The following is a 17033-nucleotide window of genomic DNA, read 5'->3' on the forward strand; positions in this document are numbered from 1 at the left end:
TTTCTAGCTCAAGCTTTGACGAATTGTTTGCTCTAAAAACACATGGAATTTATCCCCATTATATTCCATCAATTTAGGAAACATTGAAATAGGTGTCATTCCAGGAAAGGTATTCACTTCATTTAAATAAAGATGCCCCTCATCGGTTAAAAAGAAATCAATTCTAGATAAATTTTTCAAATTCATATGTGTGAATACTTTTCGAGAGTATTGCTCGATCTGCTTCAACTGATTATCCGACAAATTTCCAGCTTCTAATACCGTCGATGAATGACTATCCGAACTATACTTTTCATCGTAAGTATAGAAAACACCTTCTGGTGCGATAACCTCCCCTGGCTTAGTTATTTTCAGCTCATCATTTAGTACATAAGCAGCCACTTCTAACTCTCGAGGCTTAACAGACATCTCAATTAGAACCTGATCAGAGAACTGAAAAGCATTATGAATGGCTTCTTTTACTGCCACCCTTTCAGTGACACTGTAACAGCCAACTGATGAACCCTGCCTGGCTGCTTTAACGAAGATTGCCCCCCACAAATCAAAAGCTTGAAGAGCCAGACTTAGGGACTTCTCACTATTTTCAGTCAAAAAACGATAAGGTGTATTTGGTATGCCTAGTGCGTCATACCAAAGCTTCGATGTTATTTTATTAAAACTGTTTGAACTAGCTTCAGGACCACAGCCTAAATAAGGAATACCTGCCATTTCTAATAAAGATTGAATATCACCTGTTTCACCAGGAAACCCATGGATACAAGGAACTACATAATCAATAGGTATTGTTTCTATTTGCTTACCTTTTAAACTTGAATGAGCGATATCTAATTCAACTTTCAGCCCATTGGAGTCAAGCCAAGCTTGTGGTGTTATTTCTACTTTAATAACATTAAAATCAGCCGTTACATTTAATTGCTGTTCTAAGTATTTAGCTGATACTAATGATACTTCATGCTCAGAAGAACCACCGCCACATAAGAGTAAAATATTTTTCATCTTCAATTCAACGCTTTAATTATTACGGAAACTTAAAAGTGATGAGGTAATGATAGTGCTTTATGATTCAGTATTCAGCATAAATTATTGGTCTACACATTCATTACATTCCATGTTGGAATAACCCTCTAAAAGAACATAACTTCACGTCGTTTTAAAGGGCAGTACTAATTAAGGCAATTTTTTCAATTCTGGATATTGAGATGATTTAATCGACTTCACGCTTTTAACAAACGGACCCATTGCTTGATAAGATGCTGGTAATTGGAGTATCGCATCTTTAGCCTCTTTAACTGTCTCAAAATTGCCAAACAATAAGCTGTGCCAATTTTTATTATTTATTGTTTTAACATTTTCCCATTTTGGTTGATTACTTGGTAAATCAGCCGCCGTTGATAACAAATGTTTCTCATTTGCCAATGCAGCCACTTGAACTAAATAATGATCAGTATCCGGCTGAGTCATTTTATTGTCACTTGGATAAAAAACACGAACTGAAGCCTCACTTGTATTGGCTTGATCTAATGTCATATCTTCTTTAGGGCTCAACTTAACCACTTTCTTACTTTTAGGCGCAGTAGTATCTGACGAATTAGAGGGTTCAATCATTGAAGGCTGACCAGCCTTTGTTGAAGCCACCGTAGATAATGGCTGTACATCTTCTTCCATTGGAGCTGCAGTAGATGTAGTGATTGGCTGTGGCACTTCATCTGACTTATAGTTTTCTTGATATGTTTCTGTTGACACTTCGCTATCGTAATTTGATGATGAACATGCAGCTAAAAACAACACGGAAAGAGATATAATTGCTATTTTTTTCATAAAAAGACCAAAGTGTTATAAACATTTATGCATCATGCCCCTGCCACTAATGAATATCAAGGTGCATACCAACATCTCAGTAAAATGTCTGTCAATTTATTGAATATTGCCGGTTAAATATCCATATTATTAACGACAAAAATTACAGTTAGAATAATTATCGTGGTGGATCACAGACAGACACGCCTTTCACACTTTTATCTAGGAATGAGATTATTATATTTACACCACTCGCCTTGCTACCAATCTATTGTTTAACGAGGGATAAATGCAAAATCTAGACAAGTTATTAAAACCAAGTTCCATTGCTGTGATTGGTGCTTCCCAACGTCCTTTTCGTGCTGGCTCTATAGTAATGCATAACTTACTGCATGGTGGGTTTCAAGGGGTAATTATGCCAGTCACGCCTAAATATAGATCAGTAAATGGTGTCTTAGCTTACTCAAGTATTAGCCATCTGCCTTTAATTCCCGACCTCGCCATGATTTGTACCAATGCAAAATATAACAAACTAATTTTCCAACAACTTACCAAGCTTGGGGTTGGCGCAGTAATAGTAATATCGTCAGATATGCACCAAACGATTCATTCGGATGAAACACTTGATGACGAATGTTTAGCAATAGCAAGAGATGCCAATATGCGGATATTAGGCTCAAATAGTTTAGGTATTATTCTTCCTTGGCTAAACCTTAATGCTTCCCTTTCACCTGTGACAGCGTCACAAGGAAGCATTGCTTTTATTTCTCAATCAGCAGCAGTATGTACAACTATTTTGGATTGGGCTAATGATAAAAGCATCGGGTTTTCCGCCTTTATTTCCCTAGGTAATGCTATTGATATTGATTTTTCAGAGCTGCTTGATACGTTATCAATTGATAGCAAAACGTCTGCTATTTTGCTCTATGTTGATTCAATAAAAGATGCAAGAACCTTTATGTCTGCAGCAAGAAGTGCTTCACGAAATCGACGAATCCTTGTATTAAAAAGTGGCCGGAGTACTGAAGGTCAAAAAGCTGCGTCCATTCACACTCGTGGTAGCCAAAGTTTAGATATCATTTATGATTCAGCCATTAAACGCTCAGGGATGCTTCGAGTAAATAATACTCATGAACTATTTGCTGCTCTAGAAACCCTTACTCATGCTGTACCTCTGCGCGGTGAACGCTTAGCGATAATAACAAATGGAGGTGGGCCCGCGATTATGGCTGTCGATGCTTTAATTGACCGAGGGGGAAAACTTGCTAGTTTATCTGACCAGGCTATTGACCAATTAAGTTTATTCTTGCCACCAGCTTGGTCACATAACAATCCAATAGATCTTGTTGGCGATGCAGATAGCCAACGCTATGCAAAAACACTAAACGTATTATTAGACAGCGAATCTATTGATGCCATTTTAGTTATGCACAGCCCTTCCGCGATATCTCATCCGACACAAACTGCGCAGGCTATAATTGATATCATTAAATCTCATAAAAAAAGTAAACAATTTAATATTTTAACTAATTGGTCTGGTGAGGAAACCGCAAAAGAAGCTCGCTTGCTCTTCACTAAAGCAGGCATTCCAACCTATAGGACTCCAGAAGGTGCCGTTGGTGCTTATATGCATCTTGTGGAGTATCGACGTAACCAAAGACAATTAATGGAAACACCATCATCTGTAGAATTAAGAAATGCAACTCAGCTTCAACAAGCCAAACAATGGATTAGTAGCCATGTTAAAGAAAGTGAAACCAACTATGCCTCTCACCAAATTAGTAAATTACTTGATAGTTATAACATATCGGTTTTACCAACTTGGTTAGCTGCTGATCCAAGTGAAGCGGTACATATTAGTGAAAGTATTGGCTACCCTGTCGCGGTTAAGCTTCGTTCATCCGACATTCTGCATAAATCGGAAGTTCAAGGAGTTATGCTTAATTTACGAAATGCTAATGAAGTTGCCAGCGCAGCACAAGCGATATTAGATAGAACCGCTTTATCTTATCCTTCCGCGTTGATACAAGGACTTTCAGTTCAATGTATGGCAAGTCGTGCCGGTGCTCAAGAGCTTCGAATAAGAATAGAAAGTGATCCCATCTTCGGTCCGGTCATCATGCTAGGACAAAGTGGAATGGAGTGGGATATGAACCAAGACGCCTCTGTTGCCTTATTACCTCTAAATATGGCCCTCGCTCGATATTTAGTTATTCGTTCGATGCGAGTGGGAAAGTTACACTTGGAACAATTACCTAATCCTGTTGATACCATCGCTTTATGTGAACTATTAGTTCGTCTTTCACAAATGGTCATTGATAGCCCTGAGATAATAAGCCTAGATCTACATCCTCTTCTGGCCAGTGGAAACGAGTTTACCGTTATTGATGCAAGCTTAAAGCTTCAAGCTAAAAATGGTGTGCCACGGCAACGACTAGCAATTAAACCTTACCCGGTTGAACTCGAACAGTTACTTGAATTAAAAAATAGCCAACAATGTTTATTTAGACCAGTTCTCCCCGAAGATGAACAAAAAATGGCAGATTTCATCACCCAAGTGTCACGAGAAGACCTTTATAAGCGCTTCTTCTCTGATGTTGGTGAATTTAATCACGAAGCATTGGCAAATTTGACGCAAATAGATTACGACCGTGAAATGGCTTTCGTGGCAACTAAAATAGAAAATGGACGAGAGATACTATTGGGCGTCGCTCGCGTTGTGGCAGATTCACATAATTATGATGCAGAGTTTTCCATTTTAGTTCGTTCAGATCTAAAAGGTATTGGTTTAGGCAAACTATTGATGCAAAAACTCATCGATTACAGCAAAACTAAAGGAACAGTTAGGTTAAGTGGTATCACTATGCCCTCCAATAAAGGTATGGTGTCTTTAGCTAAAAAGTTAAATTTTAAAACAGACATCCATTTTGAAGACAACACTGTTGATATGCTACTGATACTTTAATTTATTGGATATTATTTCTTACTGTGGGTACAGATACTTTATTTTGTGGCCTGCAGCAAGATAAACAAACTTCAATTTTAATTAAAATCACTGATTTTCCAATACTTTTTCAAATATTGAATACACCAAGATTTTGCTTTCCCCATTTTGTTACGTCGCCAAGCAATCACCATTTCAAAAGATAGGACCTCACTTCCTTCAATTATAGCTAGCTTTTTTTGTTCTATCAGTGGATTAGCTACATAACGAGGCAAAGTGCCAATACCTAGTCCTGCACATAGTGACTCTATTTTTACAGGAAAATTACTCACCGTTAATCGCGGCTGATCATCAACTAAATTTCTACTGAGCCTAGGAGCCGTTCTAGCAGAATCAGCAATAGCGATGGCGCGATATTTTTTTCTTGTTTGATGGCCAAAATCAGAGGTTCTTTTATGTACAATGTGCTTAGGTGCCGCAACCCACACCATGTCTAAGTTTCCCAATGTCTCAATTTTCACATCAATAGGAATATGTTCTGGTTTAGGACAAATCAGTATATCAGCCCGGTCATAAGATAATGCTTCCCAACTACCCGCCAATACTTCTTCTTGCAATTTAACCCTCGATTTAGATACGGAAGATAGGTCATGCACGAGTGGAAAAAAAATTGAATGGGTAATAAATCGTAGGCAATGGAAATCTCAAGTTCCCATCCGTGGGCAAGTATATTGGCATCTTCAACTAAGTCATTAGCGGCTGACAGTAATATCCTTCCTCTATTTAAGAGTAACTGTCCCGCTTCAGTAAATACCGCTTTATGCCCTGAACGGTCAAAGATAACAAGGTCAAGATCTTGCTCTAATTTTTGAACTTGATAACTCAGTGATGATGGCGCACGATTCAATTCCTGCGCCGCAGCAGCAAAACTTCCCCGCCGAGCTATCGCATCAAGCACTTGTAGTGCTTCTAATGTCAGGCTACTACTCAAAATAAATGCTCCCACACAGTACAAATGTGACATATATCACGAAATGGATATTAAATCCGAGTTGGTTAAATGTGCACATACAAATTAACTAATTGAAATTTAATAACAATAAAAACATCAATGTCTCTTACTTATAAAAATACCAACCAAATGCAATTACAAATGATAGTCATTATCATTACAGTTAAGTAGAATGCGAAACCAAATATTAACATAGTGAATGGAAAACTATATGTATACCCCCAAGTTTAAACCAACCTTATTGGCAACATCTATTACTTTCTCCTTGTTTACAAGCGCTGTATCCGCCGAGCAAACTGAATTACAAGAAGTGGTCGTTTCTGCGACTCGTACAGAACAAGACATTAAAGATGTCTCGGCCTCAATCGAAACGGTTTCCTCAAATGATATAAACCAAGAAATGGCAACCGACCCTAAACAAGCTTTGAAATATACACCAGGAGTAGAGGCTCAAGGTACAGGAAGGTTTGGTATCTCAGGTTACAATATACGAGGAATGGAAGACAGTCGTATAAAAGTGATGGTGGATGGTGTAGAACAGCCAACACCATACAATCCTGGTTCAAATGAACAGCGTTCTTACCCAAATAATATCGAAATAGATACTTTATCTGCAATTGAAATTAATAAAGGACCCTCTTCTACATTATACGGTTCTGATGCTTTAGGTGGCGCCGTACTTTTCAAAACAAAGGATCCATCAGATGTACTTGTTACTGATGGTGATGAAAATCGTTTTGGTATTAAATCTGGGTATACGTCTGCCGATGAAACGTTTAAAAATACGCTGACCTGGGCTCTACGCCATGGCGATCTAGAAACCTTATTAATGCTCACTTACGCCAACGGACATGAAACAGAAACTCATGGTGATGGTGCTGATAGCAGTGGGCCAGATAGAGGTGCGGCTGATCCAGCAGATAAAGATATTAGTAATATACTGGCAAAAATCTATTATCAAGTTAATGAAACGAATCGTATCGGCCTCGCCGTTGAATATAACCAAAGAAATTATGATGAAACCGAGCTATCTTATGAAGGTTATCAGATTTTCCCAGGTTTTGTTTATACCGATAATTATAATGACGATGAAACAAAAAGATTACGAGTCAGTTTGCTTCATGATTGGCAAATGAATACCGTGCTGGCCGATAATTTATCGTGGTCATTAACCTATCAGGGTACCGATTCACTGTCCAAAAACTATGATACAACCCCTTCTAATGGACGACGTGAACGTGAACGTGACGCCAAAGATACTAGTATTCAATTCGATGCCCAGTTTGATAAGTTAGTTGAATTAAGTGACAGTTATCACCAATTAACCTATGGCATCACGTTTATCAATGATAAATTTGAACTTGAAAATACCGATTACAAGTTTGACTTTGGTACCGTAACCCCCGGCAGTACTGGGATGCCTGACTCAACAGTTCAAAAATGGGGAGTCTACCTTCAAGACCAAGCGTTTTTCTTGCAAGAACGCTTAATTCTAACTGCTGGTTTACGGTATGACTCCTTTAGCACTTCTCCTGAAACTGATGATGGATTCACTACTCAATACCCTGATAGCGATAGTGATGCATTTACAGGTAAAATTGGTAGCGTGTATCACTTTAGTGATAGCTTTAGTGGTTTTGCTCAAATCAGCCAAGGATTTAAAGCACCTACGGTTTATGATTTATACTATTTCTACAATCAAGGTGCCGTTGTTGAACCAAATCCCGATTTAAAACCAGAGAAAAGCACTTCATACGAAGCCGGTTTCAGAGGCAGAAATGACAGTACTCGATTCGAAATTGTTGCTTTCTATAATGATTACAATGATTTCATTAATGATTCTAGCTTAGGCACTATTGATGGAAAAGATGCTTATACGAAAGAAAACATCAGTAAAGCTGAAATTTATGGTGCAGAATTTTCATCGACAACGATGTTAGACCAAGCATTTGGTGCGCCAAAAGGTTTATATAGTAAGTTAAGCGTTGCTTATGCAGAAGGTAGAGATAAAGAGACTGGCGATCATTTAGACTCAGTGGCTCCACTAACGGGTAATATTGGACTAGGCTACGATAGTACTAATTTTGTATATGGCGGCTTACTTAATATTTCAATGGCAGCCAGTAAAGATGATTGGTCAACGAGCGATAATTTCGTAGCTCCTGGTTATTCATTAGTTGATTTAACTACCTATTATCGTCCAATAGAAGATCTAACACTGCGTGCTGGATTGTTTAACGCATTCGATAAGAAATACTGGCTATTTTCTGATGTAAATGGACGAACTCAAGGTGATAATCAAGATTTCCGTACTCAATCAGGGAGAAACTGGGGCGTAAGTTTAGATTACCAATTCTAATCTAGCAGTAAAAATTGAATCCCCCAATGTCTAGCTTGTACATAAACTAGGCATTGGGGTTATCTGCTACCTAAAGTATTAAAAACAAAAATAGCCAGATAACTGGCTATTTTCTTACATTGGAAAATGGGAAGCTATAAAGCGACTATTAAAAATTTTTAGCTTCTCTTTGTATCCAGATTAGATTTTTTAGACATTTCATGCTTAATCATCACTGCAGCAGCAATAATAAACACAAGAATCAATCCTAACGATAATGACATGACTTTTCCCCAAAAGTTTATCGAAATAATATGGCCCATCGACCCTAAATAAAATCGAACGCATTATAACCAATTTTGTTATTCAAATGTACAAAAAATCAAAATTTGCGATATAATTTGCATTTTAAACTAATACTTATTATTCATATGGTTAACTGGAAAATAAAAAGATAACGCTATATTTAGGTATTATATTACTAAAACATCACTTTTAATTATCAACAAATACATTATTGTTCAGGATAACCTTGCGGATTATTTGACTGCCAGCGCCATGTATCCTCTGTCATTTGCTCTAACGATCGGGTTGCTTTCCATTTCAAATCCGCTTCTGCTTTTGCTGGGTTAGCCCAACATTCAGCAATATCACCCGCTCGACGAGCGACTAACTTGTAAGGCACTTTTTTACCCGATGCTTTTTCAAACGCCGTCACCATTTCCAAAACACTATTACCACAACCGGTACCAAGGTTATAAACATGCAGACCTTTTTTATTACCAACATGATTAAGCGCAGCAAGATGACCGTCAGCTAAATCCATAACATGAATATAGTCACGAACTCCTGTTCCATCTTTGGTTGGATAATCACTTCCAAAGACCGATAAATACTCTCTTCTTCCAACCGCAACTTGAGCAACGAACGGCATTAAATTATTTGGGATCCCTTGAGGATCCTCTCCTAACTCACCTGATGGGTGAGAACCTACTGGATTGAAGTAGCGTAATAGAGTAACACTCCAATCAGGGTTAGCGGCTTGAAAATCAGTTAAACACTCTTCAACAATCAGTTTGCTGCGGCCATATGGATTAGTCGCACTGGTCGGGAAATTTTCTAGAATTGGCACCGAAGCAGGATCACCATAAACTGTTGCTGACGAACTAAACACCAATGACTTCACGCCTGCATCTCGCATAGCATCAACTAAAACAAGCGTACCATGGACATTAGTATCATAATACTCAAGCGGTTTTTCAACAGACTCACCCACTGCTTTTAATCCAGCAAAATGAATAACTGACTCGATATTGTATTGATTTAAAACAGACAGTAACTGAGTTTTATTACGAATATCCCCTTCAACGAAGATAGGACGAACACCTGAGATTTTTTCTATACGATCTAAAACAGTAGGTTTACTATTATACAAATTATCAAAAATAATAGGTGTCATACCGGCATCAATCATTTGAATACATGTATGGCTGCCGATATACCCCATTCCACCGGTAATAAGAACAAACATAAGACCCTCTATTTAATAAATTTTCGTCATTATAGACACCTTACAACAATGTTTCTTGATGATACAGCTTTTGAGTGTCAATATTATTTTATCTAACTCAATGATTTCGTTCTGTCTCAAAGGGCTATTATGACTCTCGAAATTGCTAAACTTAAATTAAATTGTGATATGGGTGAAAGCTTTGGTCAATGGAATATGGGCCAAGATGAGCATATAATGCCTTATGTTCACATGGCGAATATTGCATGTGGATTTCATGCTTCAGATCCCGACATGATGGCGAAAACGATTCAACTGGCGCAACAACACAATGTTAGCATTGGAGCACATCCCTCATACCAAGATCTATTAGGCTTTGGTCGTCGTTCTATTACTCATACACCGGAACAAATTTCACATTTGGTGTGCTATCAAGTTGGCGCTCTACAAAATCTCGCCTCGTTTTATGACGCTCAAATAGATTACATCAAGCCTCACGGGGCTTTATATAATGATATGATGGATAATCTTGAGATTTTTGAAGCGATTGTTCAAGCAGCAATGCCGACAGGCCTTCCTTTAATGGTCCTTGCCAAAGCCGATAACACCGAATATTTGGATATAGCGGACGAATATAACGTCCCCCTATTATTCGAGGCATTTGCAGACAGAAGTTATAAAGATGACGGTTCTCTCGTCTCTCGTCAAAGCCCAAATGCACTTCACCGAAAGAGTGAAGACATTTTCTATCAAGCTATGCAATTAGCTAACTTTGGTACCGTAACCACTGTTAAGGGCAACACGATTGAAATTCAAGCCGATACGCTTTGTGTGCACGGCGATAATGAAGAGTCGATTGCCACGATAAAGCGTATTTTTACGGCTCTAAACAATAAATAGTGATAAATTTAATGCTCAGAAGTACGTAATAGCACATCTAGTTGATCAACCACTTCAACCCAATCAGCATCCTCTTTTTTGGCTTCTTTTAAAAAAGCGGACTGTGAATCATTCCAAAATGACGCTCGGTGTATGGGTAATGTCTGATCGAGCAAAGGAGAGTTCTTCTGAATAAAGGATTCAATATCTTTAGCGGTATGAGGTAAACCGAGTTGTTCAAATAACGATTCTAACGAATGTCTGTGCATTTCCATATCAATCCCCATATAAAATAAATCACATTTACCTACTTAAAGAATAGGACAATTATACGATTTTGTGTTGGAATTTTTGAACGATAACCATGCCTATTATCATTGCCACAATAAAACCTAATAAGTCTATGTTCAATATTGAAATTGACGCTAACACCGGTCCAGGACAAATACCTACGATTCCCCAACCCAAGCCAAACAAACTCGCACCTAGGATCAATTTCCAATCAATCGTTTTTTTATTACTCAAACAAAATGTTGATTGGTCTAACGGTTTCTGCCTTGGTTTGATGACAAAATGATACATAGGAGTAAAAACGAATAAAGCTCCTCCCATTACAAAAGCGAGATCAATCTTCCAATCACCGAAAACATCAAGAAAGGCGGTTACTTTACTCGAATCAACCATACCAGATACAACCATCCCAACGCCAAACAACAAACCTGAAACCAACGAGATAAATGAATAGTTTTTCATTTTAGTGGGCCTTATAAAACATGTAATCGGATGAAAACGACCACGGCTGCAACAAACATAAAAATTACCGTTGCGACAACAGATCGTAATGAAAATCGTGCCACTCCACAGATACCATGTCCACTTGTACAACCATTACCTAACTTAGTTCCCAGTCCCACAAGTAATCCTGCAATCATCATCTCTACCATGCTGCTCGAATACATTTGAGGTATCGCAACGCTATCTAAACCCATCATGATATTTGCGATAAAGCCACCAGCAATTAATCCAAGAATAAATAGGACACGCCAACCCTTATCAGAGGATTCACGAGCCAGCACTCCGCCTAAAATACCACTGATACCAACAACCTTTCCCTTAAATAACATAAGTAACGTTGCAGAGACACCGAGTAGTGCCCCACCAAACAATGCATTCCATGGAATACTCATAACAACCTCTTATAATTAATATTCTTTATTTGTGACGGTATGATCATAAAACAAAAGGAAAACATTAAGATCAGTCTTTGAAATAAAAAGCACATTGCAGGATTTACATAAACCTAAAGGTTACATTGTAATCAGTTTGATTTTGATAGGTAAGAGCAATAGATAAGATAATAAAAAATCATCATAAAGCGTCCACTAAACCAAACAAGCTTAATGGACGTTTAGAACATTTATTATTTTTGGTAAGACTTACAATGCTGAATAGCTTCTTCTAGCAATTGAAGAGCAGTCTTATCGCAATCTTCAAGCTTAGCCGTTTGCGCTTCAACTGGAGTAATACGGTCGCCCCACTTAATCATACCGGCCCCCCAAGTAAGTCCAGCACCAAATGCCGCAACCAAAATATTCATGTTTGGTTTAACAAAACGTTGTTCTACGGCTTCACACAACGCAATAGGCACAGTGGCTGCTGATGTATTACCGTATTTTTGAATATTTACAAATGCTTTTTCTTGCGGGATACCCGCAAAATCACATAAAGTTTGAATAATTCGAATATTGGCTTGATGAGGGATAACACAATCAACCTCATCTTTCTTTAAACCAGAACGTTCCAATACGGATTGAGTTGCAGCATTCATGCCTTTTACTGCACGTTTAAAGATATCTTTACCGACAAAATCAAAGTTCCAGTTACCACTGTCCTCTGCAAAACGATCCATACTTGTTCCAAATTTAGGAATAGCAAGAATATCTCGCCCTTCTGAATCACAACCTAATGCGGCTTCTTGTAAACCAACAGGCTGATCTTGCTCTCGACGACTTAGCACTACAGCGCCAGCACCATCACCAAATAAAACAGCCGTATCACGCTGTGTCCAGTTAAGGTAATAAGAAAGATGCTCAGCACCAATCACAACTGCATTACGGTAATTCCCCGCTTGAATTAAACGCGTAGCCGTTTCAAGCCCATATAAAAACCCCGTACAAGCGGCATTCAAATCAAATGCCGCAGCGGCTTTAATACCAAGATTATTTTGAACTTTAGAAGCGATATTAGGAATCAGTGTATCAGGCGAGCATGTAGCCACAATAATACAATCAATGTCATCTGCAGTAACACCGGCAGCTTGCATCGCATTTTTAGCGGCAACAGTGGCTAAATCGGAAGTTTCAACATGTGAAATTCTACGACTTTCAATACCAGTTCGAGAACGAATCCATTCATCGGATGTCTCTAAAAAAGTACTTAAATCATCATTGGTCAAAACAGCGGGTGGAAGACATTTGCCCCAACCTGTAATTTCTGCATAAATATTGGCCATAAAAAACACCTTCGAATTTTATTGTTTTATTTTTAATTATTTTAAACTTCTCAACATTATACGATAATTGCTAAAAAACTGATACGACACCTTTCCTTATTTACAATATTATAAATAAGGAAAGGTGTTCTTTATAACTTATTATGAATCTATACTCATGAGGCTCTAATGACAACTTTCAAAACAGAATGTCCACACTGCCACGGTAAAAATAACGTACCGGTCGAACGATTATCTGACCAAGCCAATTGCGGTCGTTGTAAACTTCCTCTTTTTGATGGAACCCCTATTACAGGTACTTCAGAAAACATCAATCATCTTCTTAAAAGCAATGTTCCTGTCGTCATCGATTTTTGGGCTCCATGGTGTAACCCATGTGTTGGCTTTGCGCCTGTTTTTGAAGATACAGCCAATGAAATGTCCGGAAAAATAAGGTTTATAAAAATTGATACCGAAAGTGAGCAAAACATTGCTGCTTTATATCAAATCAGAAGTATTCCAACCATTATGGTATTCAAAGATGGAAAACGAGTAGATATCATTAATGGTGCACTGAATAAAACTCAATTTTCTCAATGGCTAACGCAAGCAATCGCTAAATAAAGAACACATTAAAACCTTCAAAAAACCTAGCCTAATATGATGGTATTTAGGCTAGAAACTTATGGAAATTTACACTTCACCAATCAATTAATTTCTTTCATCGTTAAGTAAAAAAAAAATCATTTTACTTAATACATCATAAACCCCATATTCGCCGCGAAAACCTTATCTATTTCATTAATTTTTAAACCAAAGCGGAGTATGGCGGTGAAAGACGTATCTTTACCTTCATCAAAACAATCCCTCACAGTACCTGTGATCGCCCTTTCTTTGTATGCGATCGCTTCTGGCTATTTGATGAGTCTGATTCCTTTGATGCTTGATCAATATGGTTTAAGTACGGATACTGCTAGCTGGTTAGCTAGTGCCTTTTATGCAGGGTTGCTTTTAGGTGCCATGTTTATAGAGCCTATCGTTGCAAAGATTGGCCACAAATATTCATTTATTTTATTCTTAATTCTATTTTCGCTAACTATTGCGGTTATGCCTTTAATTCCAACCCAATCTATGTGGTTGTTTGCTCGTTTTATTGCAGGTATGGCTGTAGCTGGAATTTTTGTTGTGGTTGAATCCTGGTTATTAATTGGTGATGAACAAAGCCGTACGAAACGATTAGGCTTGTACATGGCTTCACTTTATGGCGGATCAACCTTAGGTCAACTTGGTATTGGTGTCCTAGGCAATGAGGGTAATGCTCCATTCATGAGCATTCTCGTCATTCTTCTACTAGCAACGTCTATTTTAGTCTTTGGACGTAGCCAGCAGCCAGAAACACAGCAACATTTAAGTTTAAGCTTGCGCAAAATTTTAAAATTAGATAAAGCGGCGATCATTGGATGTGCGGTTTCTGGTTTATTACTAGGTTCTGTTTATGGCTTAATGCCTTTAGAACTAAAAGCGCGTCATGTAGACACTGACCATATAGGTATTTTAATGGCTTTATTGGTACTGGGGGGAATGGCAGTACAACCTTTAGTTTCATGGGCAAGTAACCGCATGAGCAAAAGTTTATTAATGGGTCTATTTTGCTTACTAGGTGTATTTTCCATTGGAATTACAACACTAAATGGCAGCTACTCTATATTAGCGATCTGTTTAGTATTATTAGGAATGTCTACATTTTCTTTGTACCCAATCGCCATTACTCTAGGCTGTCATCAGCTTGAAGAAGCTTACATTGTATCGGCAACACAAGTCATGCTATTAAGTTATAGCATTGGTTCAGTATTCGGCCCGTTAGTCGCGCATAATTTTATGCGTAACCCAGAAGGGTTAATGGGTTACTTGTTTGTTATTTTATTAGCAACTGCGCTTTATATGTTTGCAGCAAGCTTAAAAGGTAAACAACGCATCGTCGCTGGAGATTAGTAAGTAATTCACGTTACCACACATTAAAAAGGCCTTGGATCCAATAGATTCCAGGGCCTTTTTTATCTTCATGCTTTACATTAAGCAATATTAAGATACTTATGCGTTTGAATGGATAATCTCCAATTACGCTGAATGCATATCTCCATGCATAATTCTGTTGCTCTCGCTTTCTGGCTAATAGGCTGCAAAGCAATATGTCCTTTTGACTCACAATTTGCTTTTTTCAGTAAAGAATCCAAATGATCAATATCTTTTTGTGTTCCTACTGGGTGTTTAATTTCATTGGCACGTTGGACCGCAGAATCTAACACGTCAAGCTTGCCTTTCATGGCAATTTTTGGTGACACTGTCACCCATGTATTGCTTGAGCATAACACTTCTGACGTACCACTGGTTTCAATTTGGCAACGACAACCAATGGATTCAAACGCTTCCGTCAACGACGTTAAGTCGTAAATACAAGGCTCACCACCAGTAATCACTATATGTTTAGCGGTATAACCTTTCATCACATATTGCTGAATGATCTCTTCTGCCGTCGCATAACTCCACGTTGGACTATCACTCTGCTTAAGCATAATATCGCCAAGCGTCGTTTCATCTTGAGCCTCAGCAGTCCATGTTTGTTTAGTGTCACACCAGGCACAACCTACTGGGCAAACTTGTAATCGCACAAAGACCGACGGCACACCAGTAAAGTAACCTTCACCTTGAATTGTTTGAAATATCTCATTAATTTTATACAAGTATCACCTACAACTTATTGACCAACGTAAATACAACCAGCTGTACATGTTTCTTTAATTTCAACTTTGCTTAGTTCTGGTAATAATGGCTTTACTTGTTCCCATATCCATTTAGCGATCACTTCACTTGTTGGATTCTCAAGCCCAGGGATATCATTTAAATAATAATGATCTAGGCGATCATAGATAGGTGAAAATATCTTTTTAACATCACCAAAATCGATTATCCAGCCAGTGGTGGCATCTACTTCACCTTGGATATACAAGCGAACAAAAAAAGAGTGTCCATGTAAACGACCACATTTATGGCCTTCAGGAACGTTGGGTAAATGGTGGGCAGCTTCAAAAATAAAGTCTTTATATATTTCGCAAGTCATCGTTACTGTATCTCATCTTAAATTTGCGCTAAGAATATAGAACTCAATCCAGAAATGAAAGTGAATGATAAACTTTGCTTAACATTCCGCACTCAAGAGTATTCTAGAGCGCAAAGAGGCGACACATAAGGCTATATTGCTACTTTACCGATATAGGGAATGGAAATGCTTATCCGCTATTTAGATAGTCTGGTATGATGTCGCACCATTTTTATGAGAATTAGGCCATGAACCGTAAGAAAAAAATAAATTCTATTTTGAAAAAGCGTCTTAAGCAACAAAACGCTAAGCTTCACAGCACCAATAAGCCTAAATATATCTCAAAGGCTGATCGCGCTAAAATGGAAGAAGATCTGGCACAGCAAGCTTCAGAAGTCACTAAATCCGACGAATCTATAGTGCAAGGATAAATTCGTTTTAATCTTAATGGCTGACTTCTATAAAAGTAACGATGCTTCTATCGCCTGATAACGGTCGGCGGCTTCAATCAGAGAATTCGCCGTCAATCCTGGAACACCATAAACTTCTACTGTTTTTCCATAGCGTTGCTGAATACGTTTAACCAGTAAATCAAAGTCTCCATCGCCTGAAGCAATAACAATAACATCGGATGTTTCAGCTAATTCGATCGCATCTAAGGCAATTCCAACATCCCAGTCCCCTTTCGCCGATCCATCTTGCCTTTGAATAAATGGTTTCAACTTCACATCAAAGCCAATTCCTCGCAAAATATTATGAAACTGTTTCTGCTTATCGTCACTGCGTGCAATAGCATAAGCATTCGCTTGAACCAAAGTTCGATCCTTCATAACTTCCGCCCAAAAGGCATTATAGTCAAAGTGACGCTGATATTTATCGCGGGTGGTGTAATAGATATTTTGTACATCAACTAAGATTGAAACTGTCTGCATGCTGTCCAACTACTGTTTGTATTAAAAATAAAA

At 38.1% G+C, this 17033-nt stretch carries 16 protein-coding genes and 1 pseudogene; 6 read left to right on the forward strand and 11 right to left on the reverse strand.

The features are described 5' to 3' along the window. Positions 1-3: 3 nt before the first annotated feature. Positions 4-1002, reverse strand: a complete 999-nt coding sequence (locus VCASEI_RS15515) for a D-alanine--D-alanine ligase (protein ID WP_170924563.1) — start codon at positions 1000-1002, stop codon at positions 4-6. 165 nt (positions 1003-1167) lie between these two features. Beyond that, entirely contained in the window at positions 1168-1818 is a 651-nt protein-coding gene (locus VCASEI_RS15520; protein WP_086959850.1) for an SPOR domain-containing protein, read from the reverse strand. A 268-nt stretch (positions 1819-2086) separates the two neighbouring features. On the opposite strand from VCASEI_RS15520, the gene VCASEI_RS15525 reads away from it, so the two are divergent. After that, positions 2087-4762 carry a bifunctional acetate--CoA ligase family protein/GNAT family N-acetyltransferase gene (locus tag VCASEI_RS15525; protein WP_089110877.1) on the forward strand — a complete coding sequence of 892 codons (2676 nt, stop codon included), beginning with the start codon at positions 2087-2089 and terminating at the stop codon, positions 4760-4762. Positions 4763-4839: 77 nt separating this feature from the next. Here VCASEI_RS15525 and VCASEI_RS15530 read toward each other — a convergent pair. Continuing rightward, a pseudogene (locus VCASEI_RS15530) lies at positions 4840-5732 on the reverse strand (LysR family transcriptional regulator). A 232-nt stretch (positions 5733-5964) separates the two neighbouring features. Here VCASEI_RS15530 and VCASEI_RS15535 point away from each other — a divergent pair. After that, a complete protein-coding gene (locus VCASEI_RS15535) occupies positions 5965-8112 on the forward strand; it encodes a TonB-dependent hemoglobin/transferrin/lactoferrin family receptor (protein WP_086959853.1) in 2148 nt (715 codons plus the stop codon). Between the two features lie 493 nt (positions 8113-8605). Here VCASEI_RS15535 and galE read toward each other — a convergent pair whose 3' ends face one another. Then, entirely contained in the window at positions 8606-9622 is a 1017-nt protein-coding gene (gene galE / locus VCASEI_RS15540; protein WP_086959854.1) for a UDP-glucose 4-epimerase GalE, read from the reverse strand. Positions 9623-9751: 129 nt separating this feature from the next. Here galE and VCASEI_RS15545 point away from each other — a divergent pair, with 129 nt between their 5' ends. Beyond that, positions 9752-10501 (forward strand): 5-oxoprolinase subunit PxpA, encoded by a 750-nt coding sequence (locus VCASEI_RS15545; RefSeq protein WP_086959855.1) that lies wholly within the window; start codon positions 9752-9754, stop codon positions 10499-10501. 8 nt (positions 10502-10509) lie between these two features. On the opposite strand, the gene VCASEI_RS15550 is transcribed toward VCASEI_RS15545, so the two are convergent. From VCASEI_RS15550 to VCASEI_RS15565, 4 genes are all read right to left on the reverse strand, one after another. Then, positions 10510-10755 (reverse strand): DUF2789 family protein, encoded by a 246-nt coding sequence (locus VCASEI_RS15550; protein ID WP_086959856.1) that lies wholly within the window; start codon positions 10753-10755, stop codon positions 10510-10512. 52 nt (positions 10756-10807) lie between these two features. Then, positions 10808-11233 carry a DUF6691 family protein gene (locus VCASEI_RS15555; RefSeq protein ID WP_089110878.1) on the reverse strand — a complete coding sequence of 142 codons (426 nt, stop codon included), beginning with the start codon at positions 11231-11233 and terminating at the stop codon, positions 10808-10810. A gap of 11 nt (positions 11234-11244) precedes the next feature. Further along, a complete protein-coding gene (locus VCASEI_RS15560; protein WP_086959858.1) occupies positions 11245-11667 on the reverse strand; it encodes a YeeE/YedE family protein in 423 nt (140 codons plus the stop codon). A 233-nt stretch (positions 11668-11900) separates the two neighbouring features. Beyond that, positions 11901-12992: a ketoacyl-ACP synthase III gene (locus VCASEI_RS15565; RefSeq protein WP_089110879.1), complete on the reverse strand. Its 1092-nt coding sequence runs from the start codon at positions 12990-12992 to the stop codon at positions 11901-11903. A 168-nt stretch (positions 12993-13160) separates the two neighbouring features. Here VCASEI_RS15565 and trxC point away from each other — a divergent pair, with 168 nt between their 5' ends. Both trxC and VCASEI_RS15575 read left to right on the forward strand, forming a co-directional pair. Then, complete coding sequence (gene trxC / locus VCASEI_RS15570) at positions 13161-13595, forward strand: thioredoxin TrxC (protein ID WP_086959860.1); 435 nt, start codon at positions 13161-13163, stop codon at positions 13593-13595. 207 nt (positions 13596-13802) lie between these two features. Beyond that, positions 13803-14963 carry an MFS transporter gene (locus tag VCASEI_RS15575; RefSeq protein ID WP_374700987.1) on the forward strand — a complete coding sequence of 387 codons (1161 nt, stop codon included), beginning with the start codon at positions 13803-13805 and terminating at the stop codon, positions 14961-14963. 80 nt (positions 14964-15043) lie between these two features. Here the strand turns inward: VCASEI_RS15575 and queE are convergent, their stop codons facing one another. Continuing rightward, positions 15044-15712, reverse strand: coding sequence for a 7-carboxy-7-deazaguanine synthase QueE (queE, locus tag VCASEI_RS15580; protein WP_086959862.1), 669 nt, complete (start codon positions 15710-15712; stop codon positions 15044-15046). Positions 15713-15726: 14 nt separating this feature from the next. Next, positions 15727-16089, reverse strand: coding sequence for a 6-carboxytetrahydropterin synthase QueD (queD, locus tag VCASEI_RS15585; protein WP_086959863.1), 363 nt, complete (start codon positions 16087-16089; stop codon positions 15727-15729). Between the two features lie 227 nt (positions 16090-16316). On the opposite strand from queD, the gene VCASEI_RS15590 reads away from it, so the two are divergent. Next, on the forward strand, positions 16317-16499 hold the full coding sequence (locus tag VCASEI_RS15590; RefSeq protein ID WP_086959864.1) for a DUF2986 domain-containing protein: 183 nt from the start codon (positions 16317-16319) through the stop codon (positions 16497-16499). 27 nt (positions 16500-16526) lie between these two features. Here VCASEI_RS15590 and VCASEI_RS15595 read toward each other — a convergent pair whose 3' ends face one another. Beyond that, positions 16527-17000, reverse strand: a complete 474-nt coding sequence (locus tag VCASEI_RS15595; RefSeq protein WP_086959865.1) for a LabA-like NYN domain-containing protein — start codon at positions 16998-17000, stop codon at positions 16527-16529. Between the last annotated feature and the right edge of the window lie 33 nt (positions 17001-17033).

This window comes from Vibrio casei (assembly GCF_002218025.2).
Classification (GTDB): Bacteria; Pseudomonadota; Gammaproteobacteria; order Enterobacterales; family Vibrionaceae; genus Vibrio; species Vibrio casei.

What these genes read in the sequence shown, in the direction of transcription:
- VCASEI_RS15520 (WP_086959850.1), bottom strand. Translation starts at nt 1,818, where the DNA reads ATGAAAAAAATAGCAATTATATCTCTTTCCGTGTTGTTTTTAGCTGCA.
- VCASEI_RS15565 (WP_089110879.1), bottom strand. Translation starts at nt 12,992, where the DNA reads ATGGCCAATATTTATGCAGAAATTACAGGTTGGGGCAAATGTCTTCCA.
- VCASEI_RS15555 (WP_089110878.1), bottom strand. Translation starts at nt 11,233, where the DNA reads ATGAAAAACTATTCATTTATCTCGTTGGTTTCAGGTTTGTTGTTTGGC.
- VCASEI_RS15545 (WP_086959855.1), top strand. Translation starts at nt 9,752, where the DNA reads ATGACTCTCGAAATTGCTAAACTTAAATTAAATTGTGATATGGGTGAA.
- queD (WP_086959863.1), bottom strand. Translation starts at nt 16,089, where the DNA reads ATGACTTGCGAAATATATAAAGACTTTATTTTTGAAGCTGCCCACCAT.
- galE (WP_086959854.1), bottom strand. Translation starts at nt 9,622, where the DNA reads ATGTTTGTTCTTATTACCGGTGGAATGGGGTATATCGGCAGCCATACA.
- trxC (WP_086959860.1), top strand. Translation starts at nt 13,161, where the DNA reads ATGACAACTTTCAAAACAGAATGTCCACACTGCCACGGTAAAAATAAC.
- VCASEI_RS15535 (WP_086959853.1), top strand. Translation starts at nt 5,965, where the DNA reads ATGTATACCCCCAAGTTTAAACCAACCTTATTGGCAACATCTATTACT.
- VCASEI_RS15590 (WP_086959864.1), top strand. Translation starts at nt 16,317, where the DNA reads ATGAACCGTAAGAAAAAAATAAATTCTATTTTGAAAAAGCGTCTTAAG.
- VCASEI_RS15550 (WP_086959856.1), bottom strand. Translation starts at nt 10,755, where the DNA reads ATGGAAATGCACAGACATTCGTTAGAATCGTTATTTGAACAACTCGGT.
- VCASEI_RS15525 (WP_089110877.1), top strand. Translation starts at nt 2,087, where the DNA reads ATGCAAAATCTAGACAAGTTATTAAAACCAAGTTCCATTGCTGTGATT.
- VCASEI_RS15560 (WP_086959858.1), bottom strand. Translation starts at nt 11,667, where the DNA reads ATGAGTATTCCATGGAATGCATTGTTTGGTGGGGCACTACTCGGTGTC.
- VCASEI_RS15595 (WP_086959865.1), bottom strand. Translation starts at nt 17,000, where the DNA reads ATGCAGACAGTTTCAATCTTAGTTGATGTACAAAATATCTATTACACC.